We start from the raw sequence: 15638 nt of genomic DNA, 5'->3' as shown, positions 1-15638 counted from the left end.
GCCGCGCGGCGCGCCGGGCGGATGCGAAACCGGGGCTTTGCTCCCGGCGCTGCGACGCGTCGGCTTGAGCCCGAGATGATTTGACCGCGTCGCGTGAGGGCGGCGGGAGGTGTGATGAATATGCGCGAAACAGTCGCCAAGCAGCGTCCGATGATCGACCTCGAGCAGTTTGAACGTCGCCTGCGGCAGACGACGCAGAGCGGACGCGCCGAAAACGATCCGCTCGCCGAACTCGCCCGTCTCTCCGGCGAGCGCGAAGACCCCTATAAGGCGGTGTTCGAGCGGACGCCGCCACGTCGCGCCGGAGCCTATGACGACGCGCCCGGGCGCGTCCATCCCGATCGTCTCCATCCCGATCGTCTCCATGACGACTGGGGGCGTTCCGAGCCCGAGCCCGAGCCTGATTTCGACTATCGTGCGCTGCGCGCGCCGCGCTTTGACGAGCGCGCCTCCGGCCGGGCCGCCCCGCTCGGACGCCGTCGCCCGGCAGCCCCCGAGGATGACAATTTCGACGACGGCTTCACGCCGCGGCCCACGCGCGGCCCGCATGACTTCGGCGGCCAGGCTCCCGCCTCCCAAAACTTCGGCCAGGGGTTTCCCGGCCAAGGCTTTGAACGCCAGCGGTTTGAACGTCAGGATTTCGGAGATTTCGACGAGCCGGCGCCGACCCCCCGCCACGCGCCGCGGCCCGACGACGCGCGTTCCGCGGCGCATGCGCCCTATGCCCGCGGCGCGCAGCCGCCGCATCCGGCCGAGCCCGAAGACGATTATCCGGAATATCCGCCGATCTTCGATCAGGACGACTGGCGCTATCAGGACGATCAGCGTTACGGCGCGCCGCCCGAGGCGGATTCGCCGCGCGAGCCGCGCTCGCGCCGTCCGCTTTATATCATGGCGGCCGTCGTTCTCGCGGGCGTGCTCGGGGTCGGCGCAACCTTCGCGCTGCGCGGATCCGGGCCGACGCAGATCGCGATGATCAGGCCACATGACGGACCGGTGAAGATCCAGCCCGAGAACAGTGGCGCGGGCGACTCCCAGAAGGACGATCCTTCGATCCTCGACCGCACGCCGCAGGCCCAGCCCGTGGCCGTCGCGGACGGCGCGGAGCAGCCGGTCGACCTTTCGCAGATGCCGGAGCGCGCGCCGCGGGTGATCGGCATGAACGGCTCGAACGCGAGCCCGGCGAGAACGCCGGCGCATGCGCCCGAGGCGTCGGGCGAACAGATGAGCATCGCGAGCCTGATCGAGCCGAAAAAGGTCAAGACGATCTCGGTGCGCCCTGACGGATCGGTGGTGTCCGGCGCCCCCGCCGAGGCCGCCAAACCCGCGGCGCGCACGGCCGCGCCCAAGGTTGCGGAGGCCAGGCCCGCCGCGCCGCAGGCCGAGAGCGCAGGCGGCTGGGCGGCTCAGCTCGCCGCGCCGTCGTCGGAGGCGGAGGCGCGCGAAATCCAGGCGCGGCTCGTGAAGAAGTATGGCGGCCTCGTTTCCGGCTTCCGTCCGACCATTCACAAGGCGACGAGCGGCGACAAGACCGTCTATCGCGTGCGCTCCGTCGGCCTGACGAAAGCCGAGGCGACGGCTCTCTGTCAGAAAGTCCAGGGCGCCGGCGGGGCCTGCTTCGTCGCCAGGAACTAGCGCCGGACGCCGGACTGAATGCGGGAACGGGCGCGGCCCGTCGGGGCCGGGGATAAGCCGCGGCGCGGCGCTTGCGAAGCTTCGCCTGTTCGGGGCATTCTCGAAAGAACGGAGACAGCGGAGAGGACGGCCGGATTGGAGGCGGATTTCGAGGACGACGAGCGCGCCGGCGAAGACGCCGGGCCGTTCAGGGTCGACGTCGAGGGGTTTGAAGGGCCTCTTGACCTGTTGCTTGACCTCGCCCGTCGCCAGAAGGTCGACCTCGAAAAAATTTCCGTGCTCGCGCTCGCCGAGCAATATCTCGAATTCATCGAAGCGGCGCGCAGTCTTCGTCTCGAACTCGCCGCCGATTATCTGGTGATGGCGGCCTGGCTCGCCTATCTGAAGTCGCGCCTGCTGCTTCCCCGCGCTGAAAAGGGCGAGGAGCCCGAGGCCGAAGATCTCGCCGAAGCGCTTGCGCTGCGCCTGCGCCGCCTTGAAGCGATCCGGGCGGCCGCCGAGGCGCTGGTCGCCAGACCGCGGCTTGGCAGGGACGTGTTTGCGCGCGGGCGGCCCGAAATCGTCGATCCGGGCGGCGCGCCGCAATGGCGCGCGAGCCTGTTCGATCTTCTGGCGGCCTATGCGCAGCGGCGCCAGAAGCAGGCGCTGACGCGCGTCACGCTGAAGCAGCGCTTCGTCTGGTCGCTGGCGCAGGCGCGCGAGGAGCTCGAACGGTTGATCGGCCAGGCTGTGGACTGGACCGAGCTCGACGGATTTCTGATCGCCTTCTGCGTGAGCCCCGGGATGCGGCGCACGGTGCGCGCCTCGACTCTTTCAGCCTCGCTCGAAATGGCGCGCGAAGGCGTCATTCTCCTGCGTCAGGACGCGCCCTTCGCGCCCCTGTGGATCAAGACGCCGGAACGCGCCCGCGCGCCCGCCGGCTCCGAATGACGGTCGGGAGGCCTTTCGCGGACATGGGCGAAATCGCCAGACTGTTTCCCGCGGCGCAGGACGACGCGCGTGATCTTGCCGGCGCCGAAGCCGCGGCCCTCATGGACGCGGCGCGCATCGCCGAAGCGCTTCTGTTTGCGGCGCGCGAACCGCTTTCGGCCGAGGATATCCAGAAGCGGCTGCCGCGCGGCGTCGAAGCCGCCGCCGTGCTCGACAGCCTCAAATCCGCCTATGCCGCGCGCGGCGTCAATCTCGTGCGCGTCGGCGGCAAATGGCTGTTTCGCACGGCGACTGATCTTGCCTGGCTGCTCGCCGGAGCGGAGGGCGAGCCGAAGCGCCTGTCGCGCGCGGCTTTGGAGACGCTGGCGATCGTCGCCTATCATCAACCCGTGACGCGCGCCGAGATCGAAGAGATTCGCGGCGTGGCCATCTCGAAGGGCACGCTCGACGTGCTGCTCGAAACCGGATGGGTGCGTCTGCGCGGCCGCCGCCGCGCCCCGGGCCGGCCCCTGACCTATGGCACCACGACGGACTTCCTGATCCATTTCGGCCTTGAGGCCGTCACCGATCTCCCGGGGCTCGAAGAGCTCAAGGGCGCAGGCCTGTTCGACGGGAGGCTGCCGTCCGGCTTCCTGGTGCCTCAGCCAAACGACGCCGAGGCGCTCGCCGCTGACGAAGACCCGCTCGAAGACGGAGAAGAGCCTGAGACGCCCCGGACTGAGGCGGGCGACGGCGAGGGCCTTGCGGACGAAGGCTGACGCCGGTTCCGAAACGCTTCCCGGTCGAGGGCCCGCCAAACGGCCGGGCTTCGAACGAAGCCGGGCCCGATCGTCGGCGCCCGTTCGGCGTCGGCGAGTTCCCATCCCTCGATGTCATTGTCTGGCGCGGAGGACGCGCCGCGACGAAAAAGCCCGCCGCGGCGACGCGGCGGGCTCGTTGCGAAATGGCTTGAGCGTGCGAGACGTCAGCGCGCCGGCTTGTAGACATAGCGCGAGAGCACGCCGGCGACGATGGCGCCGGCGAACGGCGCGACCCAGAACATCCAGAGCTGCTGGATGTGAGCCATGCCCGCGAACAGGGCCGGTCCCGTGCTGCGCGCGGGATTGACCGAGGTGTTCGTGACCGGGATCGAAATCAGGTGAATGAGCGTCAGCGCGAGACCGATCGCGATGCCGGCGAAGCCCGCCGGCGCCGAAGGGGCGGTCGCGCCGAGAATGACGAACAGGAAGAAGAAGGTCAGCACCGACTCGATCACGATGCAGGAGAGCAGCGGGTAATGTCCTGGGCTCAACTCGCCGTAGCCGTTGGAGGCGAAGCCTCCGAGCTCGAAGCCGGGCTTGCCGGAAGCCACCAGATAAAGCACCGCCGCGGCGGCGATCGCGCCGGCGACCTGCACGACGATGTAGGGAATGACGATGCCGAATGAAATACGGTCGCCGGCCCACAGCCCGATCGTCACGGCCGGGTTGAAATGACCGCCCGAGATCGGGCCCACCGCATAGACCATGGTCAGCACGGTCAGGCCGAACGCGAAGGCGACGCCGACGAAGCCGACGCCGAGCTCGGGGAACGCGGCGGCGAGAACGGCGCTGCCGCAGCCGCCGAACACCAGCCAGAAGGTGCCGAGAAACTCGGACAGCAGCCGTTGAGACATTGAAAAGTTCATGATTCACCCCAAGGCGATGGAGGGTTCTGCGGCCGCGGCGCCAGTGCTGCGGACACGCGAAGGGTGTGGCGGATCGGGCAAACGCCGCCGGCATGGGCGATATTCGACGCGATGCGGAAGCTTTCCGGGAAGGGCGACAGCCGCAGGGAGAGACAAAGAGGTTCGTGCGAATCGGACGAAGACTAGTCGCTTCAAATCTTTATCAAAGCCTTAAGCGGGGCGAAATTGAACTGACGACGCCCGTGTTGTCAATCGCTCTCGGCCATGGTCATGCGACGCCCGGAATGCGCAGAATCCGGCAGGGGTCGCCCGCCCTGGCCTGAGGCGCCTCGGAGGGGCGAACGATCAGGCACTGCGCCTTGGCCAGCACGCTCAGCAGGGACGAATCCTGCGACGAAAAGGGCGTCGCCACCGGGGGTCCGTTCGGCTGCGGCGCGAGCGTCGCGCGCAGAAAATCCTGCCGGAGGTCGTTGGCGCCGACGTCCGCGCCGAGAATCGCCGCGTCGCTCCGGTCGGCGCCGGCCTGGGGGTCGCCCGACAGCGCGCGAACGAGCGGGCGCAGGAACAGGATCGCGCCGACGATGGCCGACACCGGATTGCCAGGCAGGCCAAGGACCGACATGCGGCCGAGCCCGCCGAAAAGGAGCGGCGCGCCGGGCCGCAGGCGGATGCGCCAGAAGTCGAGCGTCATGCCCGCGCGCTCGAGGGCGGGCCGCACGAGATCATGATCTCCGACCGAAGCGCCGCCGCTCGTCACGAGCACGTCGCAGTCGAGGCTTTTCGCGCGGGCGATCGCCGCGTCGAGCGCGTCGAGGTCGTCAGGCGCGAGGCCGAGGTCGAGCGGCTCGCCGCCCGCCTCCTCGACGAGCGCGGCGACGGCGTAGACGTTCGAGGACACGATCTGATCGGCGCGCGCGGCCTCGCCCGGCAGGGCGAGCTCGTCGCCGGTCGCAAGGATCGCGACGCGCGGCCGGCGCGAAACCGGGGCCGCGGCGTGGTTCATCGCCGCGGCGAGGGCGATGGCCCCCGGCGAGAGCCGCGTTCCCTTCGAGAGCAAGACCTCGCCTTCGGAAAAATCGATCCCGGCGCGCCGTACATAAAGGCCCGCCGCGACGGGGCGCGTCGGCTCGACCCACCCGTCGACGCGACGCGCGTTTTCCTGAATCAGGATCGCGTCGGCGCCCGTCGGGACAGGCGCGCCGGTGAAGATGCGCACGGTCTCGCCCGGGCCGACGTCGCCCGCAAATCCATGGCCCGCCGCGCTTTCGCCGATCTGGCGCAGGCGGACGGGGAGGGCGGAGAGGTCGGCGCTGCGCACGGCGTAGCCGTCCATGGCCGAAACGGCGAAGGGCGGCTGCGTCCGCAACGCGGCGAGATCGGCGGCGAGCGTGCGCCCGAGCGCCGCCGAAAGCGGGGTCATTTCCGTAAGGGGCGTCGTCGAAACGCGGTCGAGAATGCGGCGAAGGGCTTCGTCGACGCTGAGCCTTTCGTCCCGCTTCGGCGCCTCGGTCAATCCGCGGCGCTCCGGCGCCAGTCGCCCGATTTGCCGCCGGTCTTCTCGACAAGCTCGACGCCCTCGATCCGCATGCCGCGATCGACCGCCTTCAGCATGTCGTAGAGCGTGAGGCAAGCGACCGAGACGGCCGTCAGCGCCTCCATCTCCACGCCGGTCCGGCCGACCGTTTTCGCGCGCGCGGCGACCCTCACGCCGGGCAGGTCCGGATCAGGCGCAAGATCGATCGAGACGTTCGACAGGGCGATCGAGTGGCACAGCGGAATCAGCTCGTGGGTTTTCTTGGCGGCCATGACGCCGGCGATGCGCGCCGCGGCGAAGACGTCGCCCTTTTTCGCATTTCCCGAAACGGCGAGCGCCAGGGTCTGCGGCTCCATGACGATACGTCCGCGCGCCTCGGCGACGCGCGTCGTCGTCGCCTTGTCCGCGACGTCGACCATGGCGGCTTCGCCGCCAGGCGCGAGATGGGACAGCTTCGGCTCCGTCACGGTCATGGCCCGTGCGCATGTCGGGCGTGCGACGGCGCAAGCTCGCCGACGAGGAGCAGTCTGGTCGCGGCGGCGACGTCCTTTTGGCGCATCAGGCTTTCTCCGACCAGAAAGGTCGAGACGCCATGCGTCTTGAGCCTCAGGCAGTCGTCATGGGTGAAGATGCCGCTCTCGCTGACCAGAATGCGGTCGGAAGGAACCTTGGCCGAGAGCGTCTCGGTGGTTTCGAGCCGCGTGTCGAAGCTGCGCAGGTCGCGATTGTTGATCCCGACGAGGCGCGTCTCGAGCCGCAGGGCGCGCATGAGCTCGGCTTCGTCATGGGCCTCGACGAGAATGTCCATCGCAAGGTCGTGCGCCGCGCGCGTCAGGGCGCTTGCGGCCTCGTCGTCGACGCAGGCCATGATGATCAGGATGCAGTCGGCGCCAAAGGCGCGCGCCTCATAGACCTGATAAGGGTCGAACAGAAAATCCTTGCGCAGGCAGGGGAGGCGGACTGCGCCGCGGGCGGCGTCGAGATAGTCGAGATCGCCCTGGAACGAGGGTCCGTCGGTCAGGACCGAAAGGCAGGCCGCGCCGCCCTCCTCATAGGCCTTCGCCAGCGCCGGCGGGTCGAAGTCGGCGCGGATCAGTCCCTTGGACGGGCTCGCTTTCTTGATTTCGGCGATGAGCGCAAGCTGGTTGACGGCATGGCGCGCCTCGATCGCCTTGACGAAGCCGCGCGGCGGATCGCGGTCATGCGCCTGGCGCGCGAGCGTCTCGAACGGCATGCGAACCTTCGCCTGCGCGATCTCGCGCCGTTTGTAGGCTTCGATGCTCTTCAATATGTCGGTCATGGCGAAGCCGCCCGTCACCCGGCCGCCGCGGCGGCGTCCGTCGAGTCTGTTTTCCGGGACGCCGCGACGAGCTTTTGCAGCGTAGCGGCTGCGCGTCCTTCGTCAATGGCCGCGGCGGCGAGTTCAGCCCCGCCGCGCAGGTCGTCGGCCCGCCCCGCGACGACGAGCGCCGCCGCGGCGTTGAGGACGGCGATGTCGCGATAGGCCGATCTGTGGCCGTCGAGCGCGGCGCGCAGGGCGGCGGCGTTGAAGTCGGGCGAGCCGCCCTTGAGCTCGGAGAGGGCGGCGCGCTTCAGGCCGGCGTCCTCCGGCGTGATCTCGAAGGAGCGGATCGCGCCGTCTTCGAGCGCGGTGACGAAGGTCGGGCCGGTCAGCGTCGCCTCGTCGAGCCCGTCGGAGCCGTGCACGACCCAGACGCGCCGCGCGCCGAGCGTCCGCAGCGCGTCGGCGAGAGGCGCCAGCCAGTCGCGCGAATAGACGCCGAGCAGCTGAAGCCTGACTTCGGCCGGGTTCGACAGCGGCCCTATGAGATTGAAGATGGTGCGAAGCCCAAGCTCCGCCCGCGCGCCGGCCGCATGGCGCATCGCCGCATGATGCGCCTGCGCGCTCATGAAGGCGAGGCCCGCCGTCTCGAGGCAGGCCTCGACCTCGTCGGGTTCGAGCCCGACGCGCACGCCGAGCGCGGACAGGACGTCGCTCGAACCGGAAAGAGACGAAGCCGCGCGGTTGCCGTGCTTGGCCACGGGCACGCCGCAGGCCGCCACGACGATGGCGGCGAAGGTCGAGACGTTGAAGGTGCCGTGGCCGTCGCCGCCGGTGCCGACGATGTCGATCGCGCCTTCAGGCGCGCGCACGCGCCGCATGCGCGCGCGCAGCGCGAGAACCGCGCCGACGATTTCATCGATGGTTTCGCCGCGCAGGCGCAGCGCCATCAGCAGCGCGCCGATCTGGGCCTGCGTCGCCTCGCCCGCAAAAATATGCTCGAAGGCCTGCGCGGCTTCGTCGCGCGTCAGGCGCGCGCCCGCGGCGAGTCTGACGATGAGCGGCTTCAGGGCGTTCATGCGCGCCTCAGGCCGCAGGCAGGCGGCGGCGTTCGTTCCAGCGCGCCGCGAGGGTGAGAAAATTGTCGAAGATGCGCGCGCCATGCTCCGAGGCGATGCTCTCGGGATGAAACTGCACGCCATGGGCCGGGAAGCGCCTGTGCGACATGGCCATGACCAGCCCGTCGGTCCAGGCGGTGATCCTGAAGTCCGCCGGCGCGGTCTCGGCCCGCACCACGAGCGAATGATAGCGCACCGCGTGGAACGGGCCGTTGACGCCATGAAACAGGGTTTCGCCCTGATGCTCGATCAGCGCGAGCTTGCCATGCACCGGGACCGGCGCGCGGACGACTTCGCCGCCGAACGCCTCGCCCAGCGCCTGATGTCCGAGGCAGACGCCGAAAATCGGCACCGTCGGCGCCGCGGCCCTGATAAGGTCGAGGCAGATGCCGGCCTCCGCCGGCCCGCAGGGCCCGGGCGAGAGCACGATGGCGTCGGGCGCGGTCTCCAGCGCCTGCTCCACGCTCACCTCGTCGTTGCGGCGCACGGAAATCTCGGCGCCGAGGCCGCCGAGGCCATGGACGAGATTCCAGGTGAAGCTGTCGTAATTGTCGATGAGCAGGATCGAGGTCACGCGCGCCGCTTTCCGTTCGAGCGGTTCTTTTGCGGCGCGCGGCCGGCGAGGTCAAGGCCGCGACGTTTTTGTCGCATCGCCGTCACGCGAAAGAAGGTAATGGCTGTGCGTCGTTCCCGGGGCTCGCGGCCATGACCGATCCGTCCGCACGTCTTTCCAACATGTCGCGGCGCGAACTGATGATCGGCGCCGGAAGCCTCGCCGCGGCGGGCGGGGCGCGCGGCGAAACGGCGGCCAACGCCGCCCCCGCCATCCGCGGCCTCGTGCGCGAGATCGACGCCGAAGGCGCGACGGGCGCGGGGCTCTCCAACGTCCTCGTCTCGAACGGGCGCGACGTCGCGCGGACCGACGCGCAAGGGGTCTATGTCCTGCCGTTTCCGCAGGGGCGGGGCGCGGACGACGAGTGCGCGATCTTCGTCATCGCGCCCGACGGCTTCGCGGCGCCGGTCGACGCGGCGACCATGCTGCCGCAGGCCTATTATCTCCACAGCCCGCAGGGCACGCCGGAGCGCTTCGGCTTCACCTACCCCGGCCTCGCGCCGACGGGACCGCTGCCGCCCTCCGTCGATTTCGGGCTGCGCCGCCGCCCGCGCCGGACGCGCTTCGACGTTTTGATGTTCGCCGACCCGCAGCCCGAGAGCGAGACCGAAGTCGCCTATGTCCGCGACGACGTGGTGAACGACCTCATCGGCGCCGACGCGGCCTTCGGCGTGACGGCCGGCGACGTCGCCTGCGACGATCTTTCGTTCTATCCGCGCTGCGCTCATCTGCTGGCGCAGATCGGCGTGCCCTGGTTCAGCGTCGGCGGCAATCACGACCTCAATTACGAAAGTCCCGGCCGGCGCTGGAGCCGCGAGACCTTCAAGCGTGCGTTCGGGCCCGCCTGGCGCGCCTTCGAGCATGGCGACGCCCTGTTTCTGATGCTCGACAATGTGGACTATCTCGGCGCCGATCCGGCGCAGCCGCGCGCGAAGGGCGGATATGTCGGGCGGCTCGGCGAGGAGCAGCTCGCCTTCGTCGCCAATGTCCTCGCCGAAACGCCGCGCGAAAAGCTCGTCGTCGCGGTCATGCACATTCCCCTGCGCTGCTACGTCGATCCGGACCATCCGGGCCGCAACACGGCCGACCGCGACGCCTTCCTGCGCCTGCTCGAAGGCCGGCCGAGCGTCAGCTTCTCGGGCCACACTCATACGACCGAGCATCATTATTTGACGCCCGAAGGCGCGCCGGACAGATTTCTCCCGCATCATCACCATGTGCTGACGACGGTTTCAGGCTCATGGTGGAGCGGGCCGCTCGATTCGCGCGGGATCGCCTGCGCCGACAGCCGCGACGGCAGCCCCAACGGCTATCATGTGCTGTCGGTCGACGGCGCGGCCTATCAGACCCGTTTCGTCCCGGCGAGCGCGCCGGCCGACCGACAGATGCGGATCATGGTCGAAGGCGCCTTCCACCGCGAAAAGGAGCTTTATCGCGACTTCCGGCCCGGGCGGCTCCTCTCCTCGCCGATTTCGCAGGAGGTCGCGGCGGCCGCGACGCTACGCTGGTCGTCAATTTTTTCGACGGCGGCCCCAGAACGCGGCTCTCCTACAGGATCGGCGACGGCGCGGCGCGCCCGATGGCGCGGGTCGCGCGGACCGACCCTCATATCGAGGAGCTTTACGGACGCTATGCGTCGACGATCAAGCCCTGGGTCAGGCCCGCCGTCTCGTCGCATGTCTGGACAGCGCGGCTGCCGGCGGGACTCGCGCCCGGCGCGCACCGGCTGACGGTCGAGGCGGTCGACGAATATGGCCGGAGCCATGTCGGCCGCGTCGCGCTCGAGATCACGGCCTGAGCCCTACTGGCCGCGCCGCGCCTGGCTCGCGAAGCGGACCGCCTCGTCGGCGGCGCGAAACAGCGCGGCCGATTTGTTCACGCATTCGCGCTGCTCATAGGCCGGGTCGCTGTCATAGACGACGCCCGCGCCCGCCTGCACATGCATCACGCAGTCCTTCACCACCGCCGTGCGCAGGATGATGCAGGTGTCCATTTCGCCGGCGGCGCCGAAATAGCCGATGCAGCCGCCGTAGACGCCGCGCTTGTCGGCCTCGAGCTCGTCGATGATCTCCATGGCGCGCACCTTCGGCGCGCCGGAGACGGTGCCGGCGGGAAAGCCGGCGCAGAGCGCGTCGATGGCGTCGAGGCCCGCCCGCAGCCGCCCCTCGACGTTCGAGACGATATGCATGACATGGCTGTAGCGCTCGATCACGAACTGGTCGGTCGCCGTGACCGTGCCGATCTCCGAGACGCGGCCGACGTCGTTGCGGCCGAGGTCAAGCAGCATCAGATGCTCGGCGCGCTCTTTCTCGTCGGCGAGGAGGTCCTGCGCCAGCGCCTCGTCCTCGGCCTTGGTGCGGCCGCGCCAGCGCGTGCCGGCGATGGGGCGGATCGTGACCTTGCCGTCGCGCAGCCGGACCAGAATCTCGGGGCTGGAGCAAACGATCTGGAACGGCCCGAAGTCGAGATAGGAGAGAAACGGGGAGGGATTGACCCGACGCAACGCACGATAGAGCGCGAAAGGATGCAGGGCGAAAGGCGTCGAGAAGCGCTGCGACAGCACGACCTGAAAAATATCGCCGGCGCGGATATATTCCTTGGCGCGCTCGACCATCTCGCGGAAACGCCCCTGCGTGGTGTTCGAGACGGGAGGGGCGGCCGTCAGCGTGGGGTCGGCCGGCGCCCAGTCATGCTCGAGCGGGCCTTCGAGCGTCACGGCGACGGCGTCGATGCGCTCACGCGCAAGCTCCAGCGCGGCGAGGAAGGCGACGCCCTCCGCCGGCCGCAGCGGCGTCACCACGAAAATCTCCTCGCGCACCGAATCGAACACGACCATGACCGTCGGGCGCATCATCATCGCGTCAGGCACGCCGATCGGATCGGGCTTGGCGGCGGGCAGGCGCTCCATCTGGCGCGCCATGTCATAGCCGAGATAGCCGAAGACCCCGGCCGCCATCGGCGGGAGCCCCTCCTGAGCCTCGATCGCCGACTGGGCGATCAGGGCGCGCAGCGCGGCGAGCGGGGGCTCGGGGCAGGGCTCATAGGCGTCAGCGTCGCGCAGCGCGCTCCGGTTGATCTCGGCGCGCGCGCCAAAAGCGCGCCAGAGCACGTCGGGATCGAGGCCGATCATCGAATAGCGGCCGCGCGCCGCGCCGCCCTCGACCGATTCGAGCAGAAAGACGCGGCCCGGGCGCGTCTTCGACAGCTTCAGGAAAGCCGAGACGGGCGTTTCGAGGTCGGCGATCAGCCGCGCCGAAACGAGCGACGGCCGGCCGGCCGCATAGGCCGCGGCGAGATCCGCGTGAGCGGGCTGGTCCATGAGATCGGCTCTTTGTCGGCTGTCAGAAGTTTTGCGCGCCGGTGGCGGCGGCGAAGGCCTGCGGGTTGACACGGACGCCCAGCCGCGTCTGCGCCGCGGAGAGATATTCGGCGACGAGGTCGTCGAGATAGGACCGCATCACCTGATCGCGGATCGCCGCCAGCATCGGGGCGTTGGCGTCCATCGGCGGCATCGTCGATCCTGTGACCTTGAACACCAGCCGGTCGTCGGCGCCGACGCTCGCCGCTCCCGCCCCGCCGACCGGGACGTTGAAAAGCTGCGCGACCGCGGGTTGCGGAAACTCGCCGCCGCCGCCGCGTGTCACGCCGTCGGCGCGCTTCAGCGCGAGGCCGGCGTCCGAGGCGACTTTCGCCATCGCCTCGCCGCCTTCGATCTTCTTGACGAGATCGGCCGCCCGCGCGCCCGTCAGGCGTTCGCTCTCCTGCGCGCGCCAGTCCTTTTCGACCTCGGCGCGGGCCTCCTCGAAGCTGCGTTGGCGCGCCTTGTCGACGCGCGCCACCTCGAACCACTGATAGCCCCCCTCAGGCAGGCTCAGGGTTTCATTGTCGACGCCGACGTCCGAGGCGAAGACCGCCTTGAGCAGGGCGGGGCCGTTGACGAGGCCCGCGACCTCGGCGCCGGATTTGTCCTTGCCCGTCGCGTCGACGGAGTCGATCGTGCGGGGCTCGAGCCCGGCCGCCTTCGCGGCCTCGGCGAGCGTGTGGCCCGAGGCGCGCTGGTCCTCGATCACGTCATGGATGCGGGCGATCTCGGGACGCGCGCGCGCGATCGCGACATCTTTCCTGACCTCCGCCTCCACCTCCTCGAAGGGCCGCACGGTCGAGGGCGAAATCGCCGAGACGCGCAGGAGCACCGTGCCGAAACCCGTTTTGACGGGCGCGCTCACGGCGCCTTCCGGAAGCGAGAAGGCGACTTCGGCGGCGGCCGGATCGACGATCTGCGCGCGCGTGACGAGGCCGAGCGACACGTCGTCCATCTTGCGGCCGGCCTGCGCGACGACGTCCTCGAAGCTCGCGCCCGCGTCGAGCCTGTCGCGCGCGGCTTTGGCGGCGGCGGCGTCCGCGAAGAAGAGCTGGTCGACCTCGCGTTTTTCGGGCGAGCCGAAACGCTCGTTCCTGATTTCGTCATAGCGGCGGCGCGCGTCCGCCTCCGTCACCAGTTCGGGCTTCGCCGCGGTCTCGGGCGTCAGCGCGAGCGTCACGACGCTGCGCAGCTCGGGCGCGGCGTAGGCGCTCTTGCGCTCGTCGTAAAACTTGCGCAGCTCTGCTTCAGGCGGGAGCGCGACGTCGGCCGGGGGCGGAGCGGGAACCACGACATAATCGACCGAGCGGGCCTCGCTCTGGTAGCGGTGAATCGCGTCGAGCATGGCGTTCGGCAGGGCGAGCCCGTGCGTCATGGCGTCGACGAGCTCCTGCCGCAGATAGACGCCGCGCTGCGCGCGCACATAGCTCTTTTCGGTGAAGCCGTTGTCGCGCAGAAGCTCGACGAAGCGGGCGCGGTCGAACTGGCCGTTCACGCCCTTGAAGGACGGGTCCTGCGCGATCAGACGCGCAATCTCGTCGTCGCTCATGGCGAGGCGCAGAGAGGACGTCTCCTCGTTCAGCACGGCTTCGCTGACGAGGCGGGACAGCACCTGGCGGTCGAGGCCGAAGCGGCGCGCCTCCTCATTGGTCACGGCGCGCTTCGACTGGCGCTGGAGCCGCTGCAGCTCGGTCTGATAGGCCGCCCGGAAGCTTTCGGTCGTGACCTCCTCCTTGCCCACCTCCGCGAGCTTGTTCGCCCCGAAGCCGCGGAACACGTCGCCGACGCCCCAGATCGCGAAGCTCAGAATGATGAGCCCGAGGACAATGGTCATGACGCCGCGGCCGATCAGGCCCTGCGTCGCGGCGCGCATCGATTCAAGCATGTCCGTTCGGGTCTTTCCGCAAGCCTGCGCCACAAACGCGCCGAGCCGAACCTCGGCCGCGCATTTACAAAATCGGCCGGGACTATAAGAAGGTGGGCGGACGCTTGCAACGCATCTGCGGCCCCGGACGGGGCCTCAACGCCGGACGCTTCTTGATGACAGAATGGCTTTCACGGTCCGAGCGTCGCCCGCTCGTCGCCGGAAACTGGAAGATGAACGGTCTGCGCAAGGATCTCGCCGAAGCGGACAAGATCTGCGCCGCGACGGCGGCCGGCGAGGCCGGCGAGGCCGAGGTCGTGCTGTGCCTTCCGGCCACGCTGCTGATGGCGGCCGTCGCGAGTTGCGAGGCGGCGGGCGTCGGCCTCGGCGGCCAGCACTGCCATGGCGCGCCGAACGGGCCGTTCACCGGCGACGTCTCCGCCGAAATGCTGAAGGACGCCGGGGCCTCCTATGTCATTCTCGGCCATTCGGAGCGCCGCGCCGGCCACAATGAGGGCAACGCCTCCGTCCGCGAAAAGACGCGCGCCGCCTTCCGCGCCGGCCTGACCGCCATCGTCTGCGTCGGCGAGACCCGGGCCGAACGGGAGGCGGGCGACGCCATGGCCATCGTCGGCTCGCAGCTCACCGGCTCCGTGCCCGGAGAGGCGACCCCCGAGACGCTGGTGATCGCCTATGAGCCCGTCTGGGCGATCGGCACCGGACTGACGCCGACGCTGAAGGACATCGCCGAGATGCATCGCTTCATCCGCGAGCGGCTCGAGGCGGACCTTTCGGGCGTGCGCGACCGCATCCGCATTCTCTACGGCGGCTCGGTCAAGCCGTCCAACGCCGCCGAGCTGATGCGCGTGCCGAACGTCGACGGCGCGCTTGTCGGCGGCGCGAGCCTGACCGCCAGGGATTTCATGGGCATCGCCAGCGTCTATCGCGATTTGCGCGTCGCCTCCTGAGCGCCGGCGCGGATCTGGCGAAAACTCTGGCCCTGCGCCGCGCGGGCGTGTAAAAGCGCGGGCGACCGGCGCGGAATGCGGCTCGCCGAAGCCGTTTTCGCGCCTTATTTCATGGTTTGATGCGCGAGGAGGGGTTCTCGCGCGAGCAGAGAGTTTCGATGCAGACGGTTCTGATCGTCATCCACCTCATGATCGTGGTCGCGCTCGTCGTGACCGTGCTGCTCCAGCGGTCCGAAGGCGGCGCGCTCGGCGTCGGCGGCGGCGGCGGCTTCATGACGGGACGCGGGCAGGCCAATGTCCTGACGCGGGCGACGGCCATCCTCGGCACTCTGTTCTTCGTCACCAGCCTCAGCCTGACCATGCTGGCCAAATTCTCGCACGGTCCGTCGACGATCGTGAAGGCGCCGCCGGCCCAGAGCGCGCCGGCCGAGCCCGCGACCCCGCCGCAAGGCGGCAGCCTGCTCGACCAGCTGCGCCAGATGGAGAATCAGCGCCAGTCGACGCCGCCGGCGGGGCGCTGAGGCGGGGGCTTCTGGCGAAAGCCGCCGGCTGGCGGGTCGAACAGGAGCTTGAAGCGCTTGCTTCAAGTTTGAAGACGCCCGGCGCGCGACAGACAGACAATGAAACCGTCTGAAAAGGCGGCTGTAAAACGATCGAAAGGCGGAAG

At 69.5% G+C, this 15638-nt stretch carries 14 protein-coding genes and 1 pseudogene; 7 read left to right on the top strand and 8 right to left on the bottom strand.

Going from position 1 to position 15638, the window contains the following annotated elements; all coding sequences use genetic code 11:
* The first annotated feature begins 120 nt into the window (after positions 1-120).
* The 3 genes from ACILRB_RS02385 to scpB all read left to right on the top strand — a co-directional run bounded on the left by ACILRB_RS02385 (position 121) and on the right by scpB (position 3323).
* The gene (locus ACILRB_RS02385) at positions 121-1635 is read left to right on the top strand and encodes an SPOR domain-containing protein (RefSeq protein ID WP_395664701.1); all 1515 of its coding nucleotides are present in this window, start codon (positions 121-123) and stop codon (positions 1633-1635) included.
* Between the two features lie 135 nt (positions 1636-1770).
* Positions 1771-2565 carry a segregation and condensation protein A gene (locus ACILRB_RS02380; protein WP_395664700.1) on the top strand — a complete coding sequence of 265 codons (795 nt, stop codon included), beginning with the start codon at positions 1771-1773 and terminating at the stop codon, positions 2563-2565.
* 23 nt (positions 2566-2588) lie between these two features.
* Positions 2589-3323 (top strand): SMC-Scp complex subunit ScpB, encoded by a 735-nt coding sequence (scpB, locus tag ACILRB_RS02375; protein ID WP_395664699.1) that lies wholly within the window; start codon positions 2589-2591, stop codon positions 3321-3323.
* A gap of 206 nt (positions 3324-3529) precedes the next feature.
* Here scpB and aqpZ read toward each other — a convergent pair whose 3' ends face one another.
* The 6 genes from aqpZ to ACILRB_RS02345 all read right to left on the bottom strand — a co-directional run bounded on the left by aqpZ (position 3530) and on the right by ACILRB_RS02345 (position 8739).
* Positions 3530-4219 carry an aquaporin Z gene (gene aqpZ / locus ACILRB_RS02370; RefSeq protein ID WP_395664698.1) on the bottom strand — a complete coding sequence of 230 codons (690 nt, stop codon included), beginning with the start codon at positions 4217-4219 and terminating at the stop codon, positions 3530-3532.
* A 280-nt stretch (positions 4220-4499) separates the two neighbouring features.
* Entirely contained in the window at positions 4500-5744 is a 1245-nt protein-coding gene (gene glp / locus ACILRB_RS02365) for a gephyrin-like molybdotransferase Glp (protein ID WP_395664697.1), read from the bottom strand.
* Entirely contained in the window at positions 5741-6238 is a 498-nt protein-coding gene (moaC, locus tag ACILRB_RS02360) for a cyclic pyranopterin monophosphate synthase MoaC (protein WP_395664696.1), read from the bottom strand. The genes glp and moaC overlap by 4 nt, the downstream gene beginning before the upstream one ends.
* The gene (trpC, locus tag ACILRB_RS02355) at positions 6235-7065 is read right to left on the bottom strand and encodes an indole-3-glycerol phosphate synthase TrpC (RefSeq protein WP_395664695.1); all 831 of its coding nucleotides are present in this window, start codon (positions 7063-7065) and stop codon (positions 6235-6237) included. Before trpC ends, moaC begins: the two co-directional genes overlap by 4 nt.
* Before the next feature lie 14 nt (positions 7066-7079).
* Positions 7080-8126 (bottom strand): anthranilate phosphoribosyltransferase, encoded by a 1047-nt coding sequence (trpD, locus tag ACILRB_RS02350; RefSeq protein WP_395664694.1) that lies wholly within the window; start codon positions 8124-8126, stop codon positions 7080-7082.
* 7 nt (positions 8127-8133) lie between these two features.
* On the bottom strand, positions 8134-8739 hold the full coding sequence (locus ACILRB_RS02345; RefSeq protein WP_395664693.1) for an anthranilate synthase component II: 606 nt from the start codon (positions 8737-8739) through the stop codon (positions 8134-8136).
* Between the two features lie 131 nt (positions 8740-8870).
* Here ACILRB_RS02345 and ACILRB_RS02340 point away from each other — a divergent pair.
* A pseudogene (locus ACILRB_RS02340) lies at positions 8871-10145 on the top strand (calcineurin-like phosphoesterase C-terminal domain-containing protein); the annotation flags it as partial.
* The gene (locus tag ACILRB_RS02335; RefSeq protein WP_395664814.1) at positions 10055-10576 is read left to right on the top strand and encodes a calcineurin-like phosphoesterase C-terminal domain-containing protein; all 522 of its coding nucleotides are present in this window, start codon (positions 10055-10057) and stop codon (positions 10574-10576) included. The pseudogene ACILRB_RS02340 and the gene ACILRB_RS02335, both read left to right, overlap by 91 nt.
* Positions 10577-10579: 3 nt before the next feature.
* Here the strand turns inward: ACILRB_RS02335 and trpE are convergent, their stop codons facing one another.
* Positions 10580-12097 carry an anthranilate synthase component I gene (gene trpE, locus ACILRB_RS02330; protein ID WP_395664692.1) on the bottom strand — a complete coding sequence of 506 codons (1518 nt, stop codon included), beginning with the start codon at positions 12095-12097 and terminating at the stop codon, positions 10580-10582.
* A 22-nt stretch (positions 12098-12119) separates the two neighbouring features.
* Positions 12120-14024 carry a SurA N-terminal domain-containing protein gene (locus tag ACILRB_RS02325; RefSeq protein ID WP_395664691.1) on the bottom strand — a complete coding sequence of 635 codons (1905 nt, stop codon included), beginning with the start codon at positions 14022-14024 and terminating at the stop codon, positions 12120-12122.
* A 155-nt stretch (positions 14025-14179) separates the two neighbouring features.
* On the opposite strand from ACILRB_RS02325, the gene tpiA reads away from it, so the two are divergent.
* Both tpiA and secG read left to right on the top strand, forming a co-directional pair.
* On the top strand, positions 14180-14971 hold the full coding sequence (gene tpiA, locus ACILRB_RS02320; protein WP_395664690.1) for a triose-phosphate isomerase: 792 nt from the start codon (positions 14180-14182) through the stop codon (positions 14969-14971).
* A gap of 158 nt (positions 14972-15129) precedes the next feature.
* Complete coding sequence (gene secG, locus ACILRB_RS02315) at positions 15130-15492, top strand: preprotein translocase subunit SecG (RefSeq protein ID WP_395664689.1); 363 nt, start codon at positions 15130-15132, stop codon at positions 15490-15492.
* Positions 15493-15638 lie beyond the last annotated feature (146 nt).

The sequence above is a fragment of the Methylocella sp. genome, assembly GCF_044226135.1.
Classification (GTDB): Bacteria; Pseudomonadota; Alphaproteobacteria; order Rhizobiales; family Beijerinckiaceae; genus Methylocapsa.
This window is presented reverse-complemented; position numbering and strand designations above follow the sequence as displayed.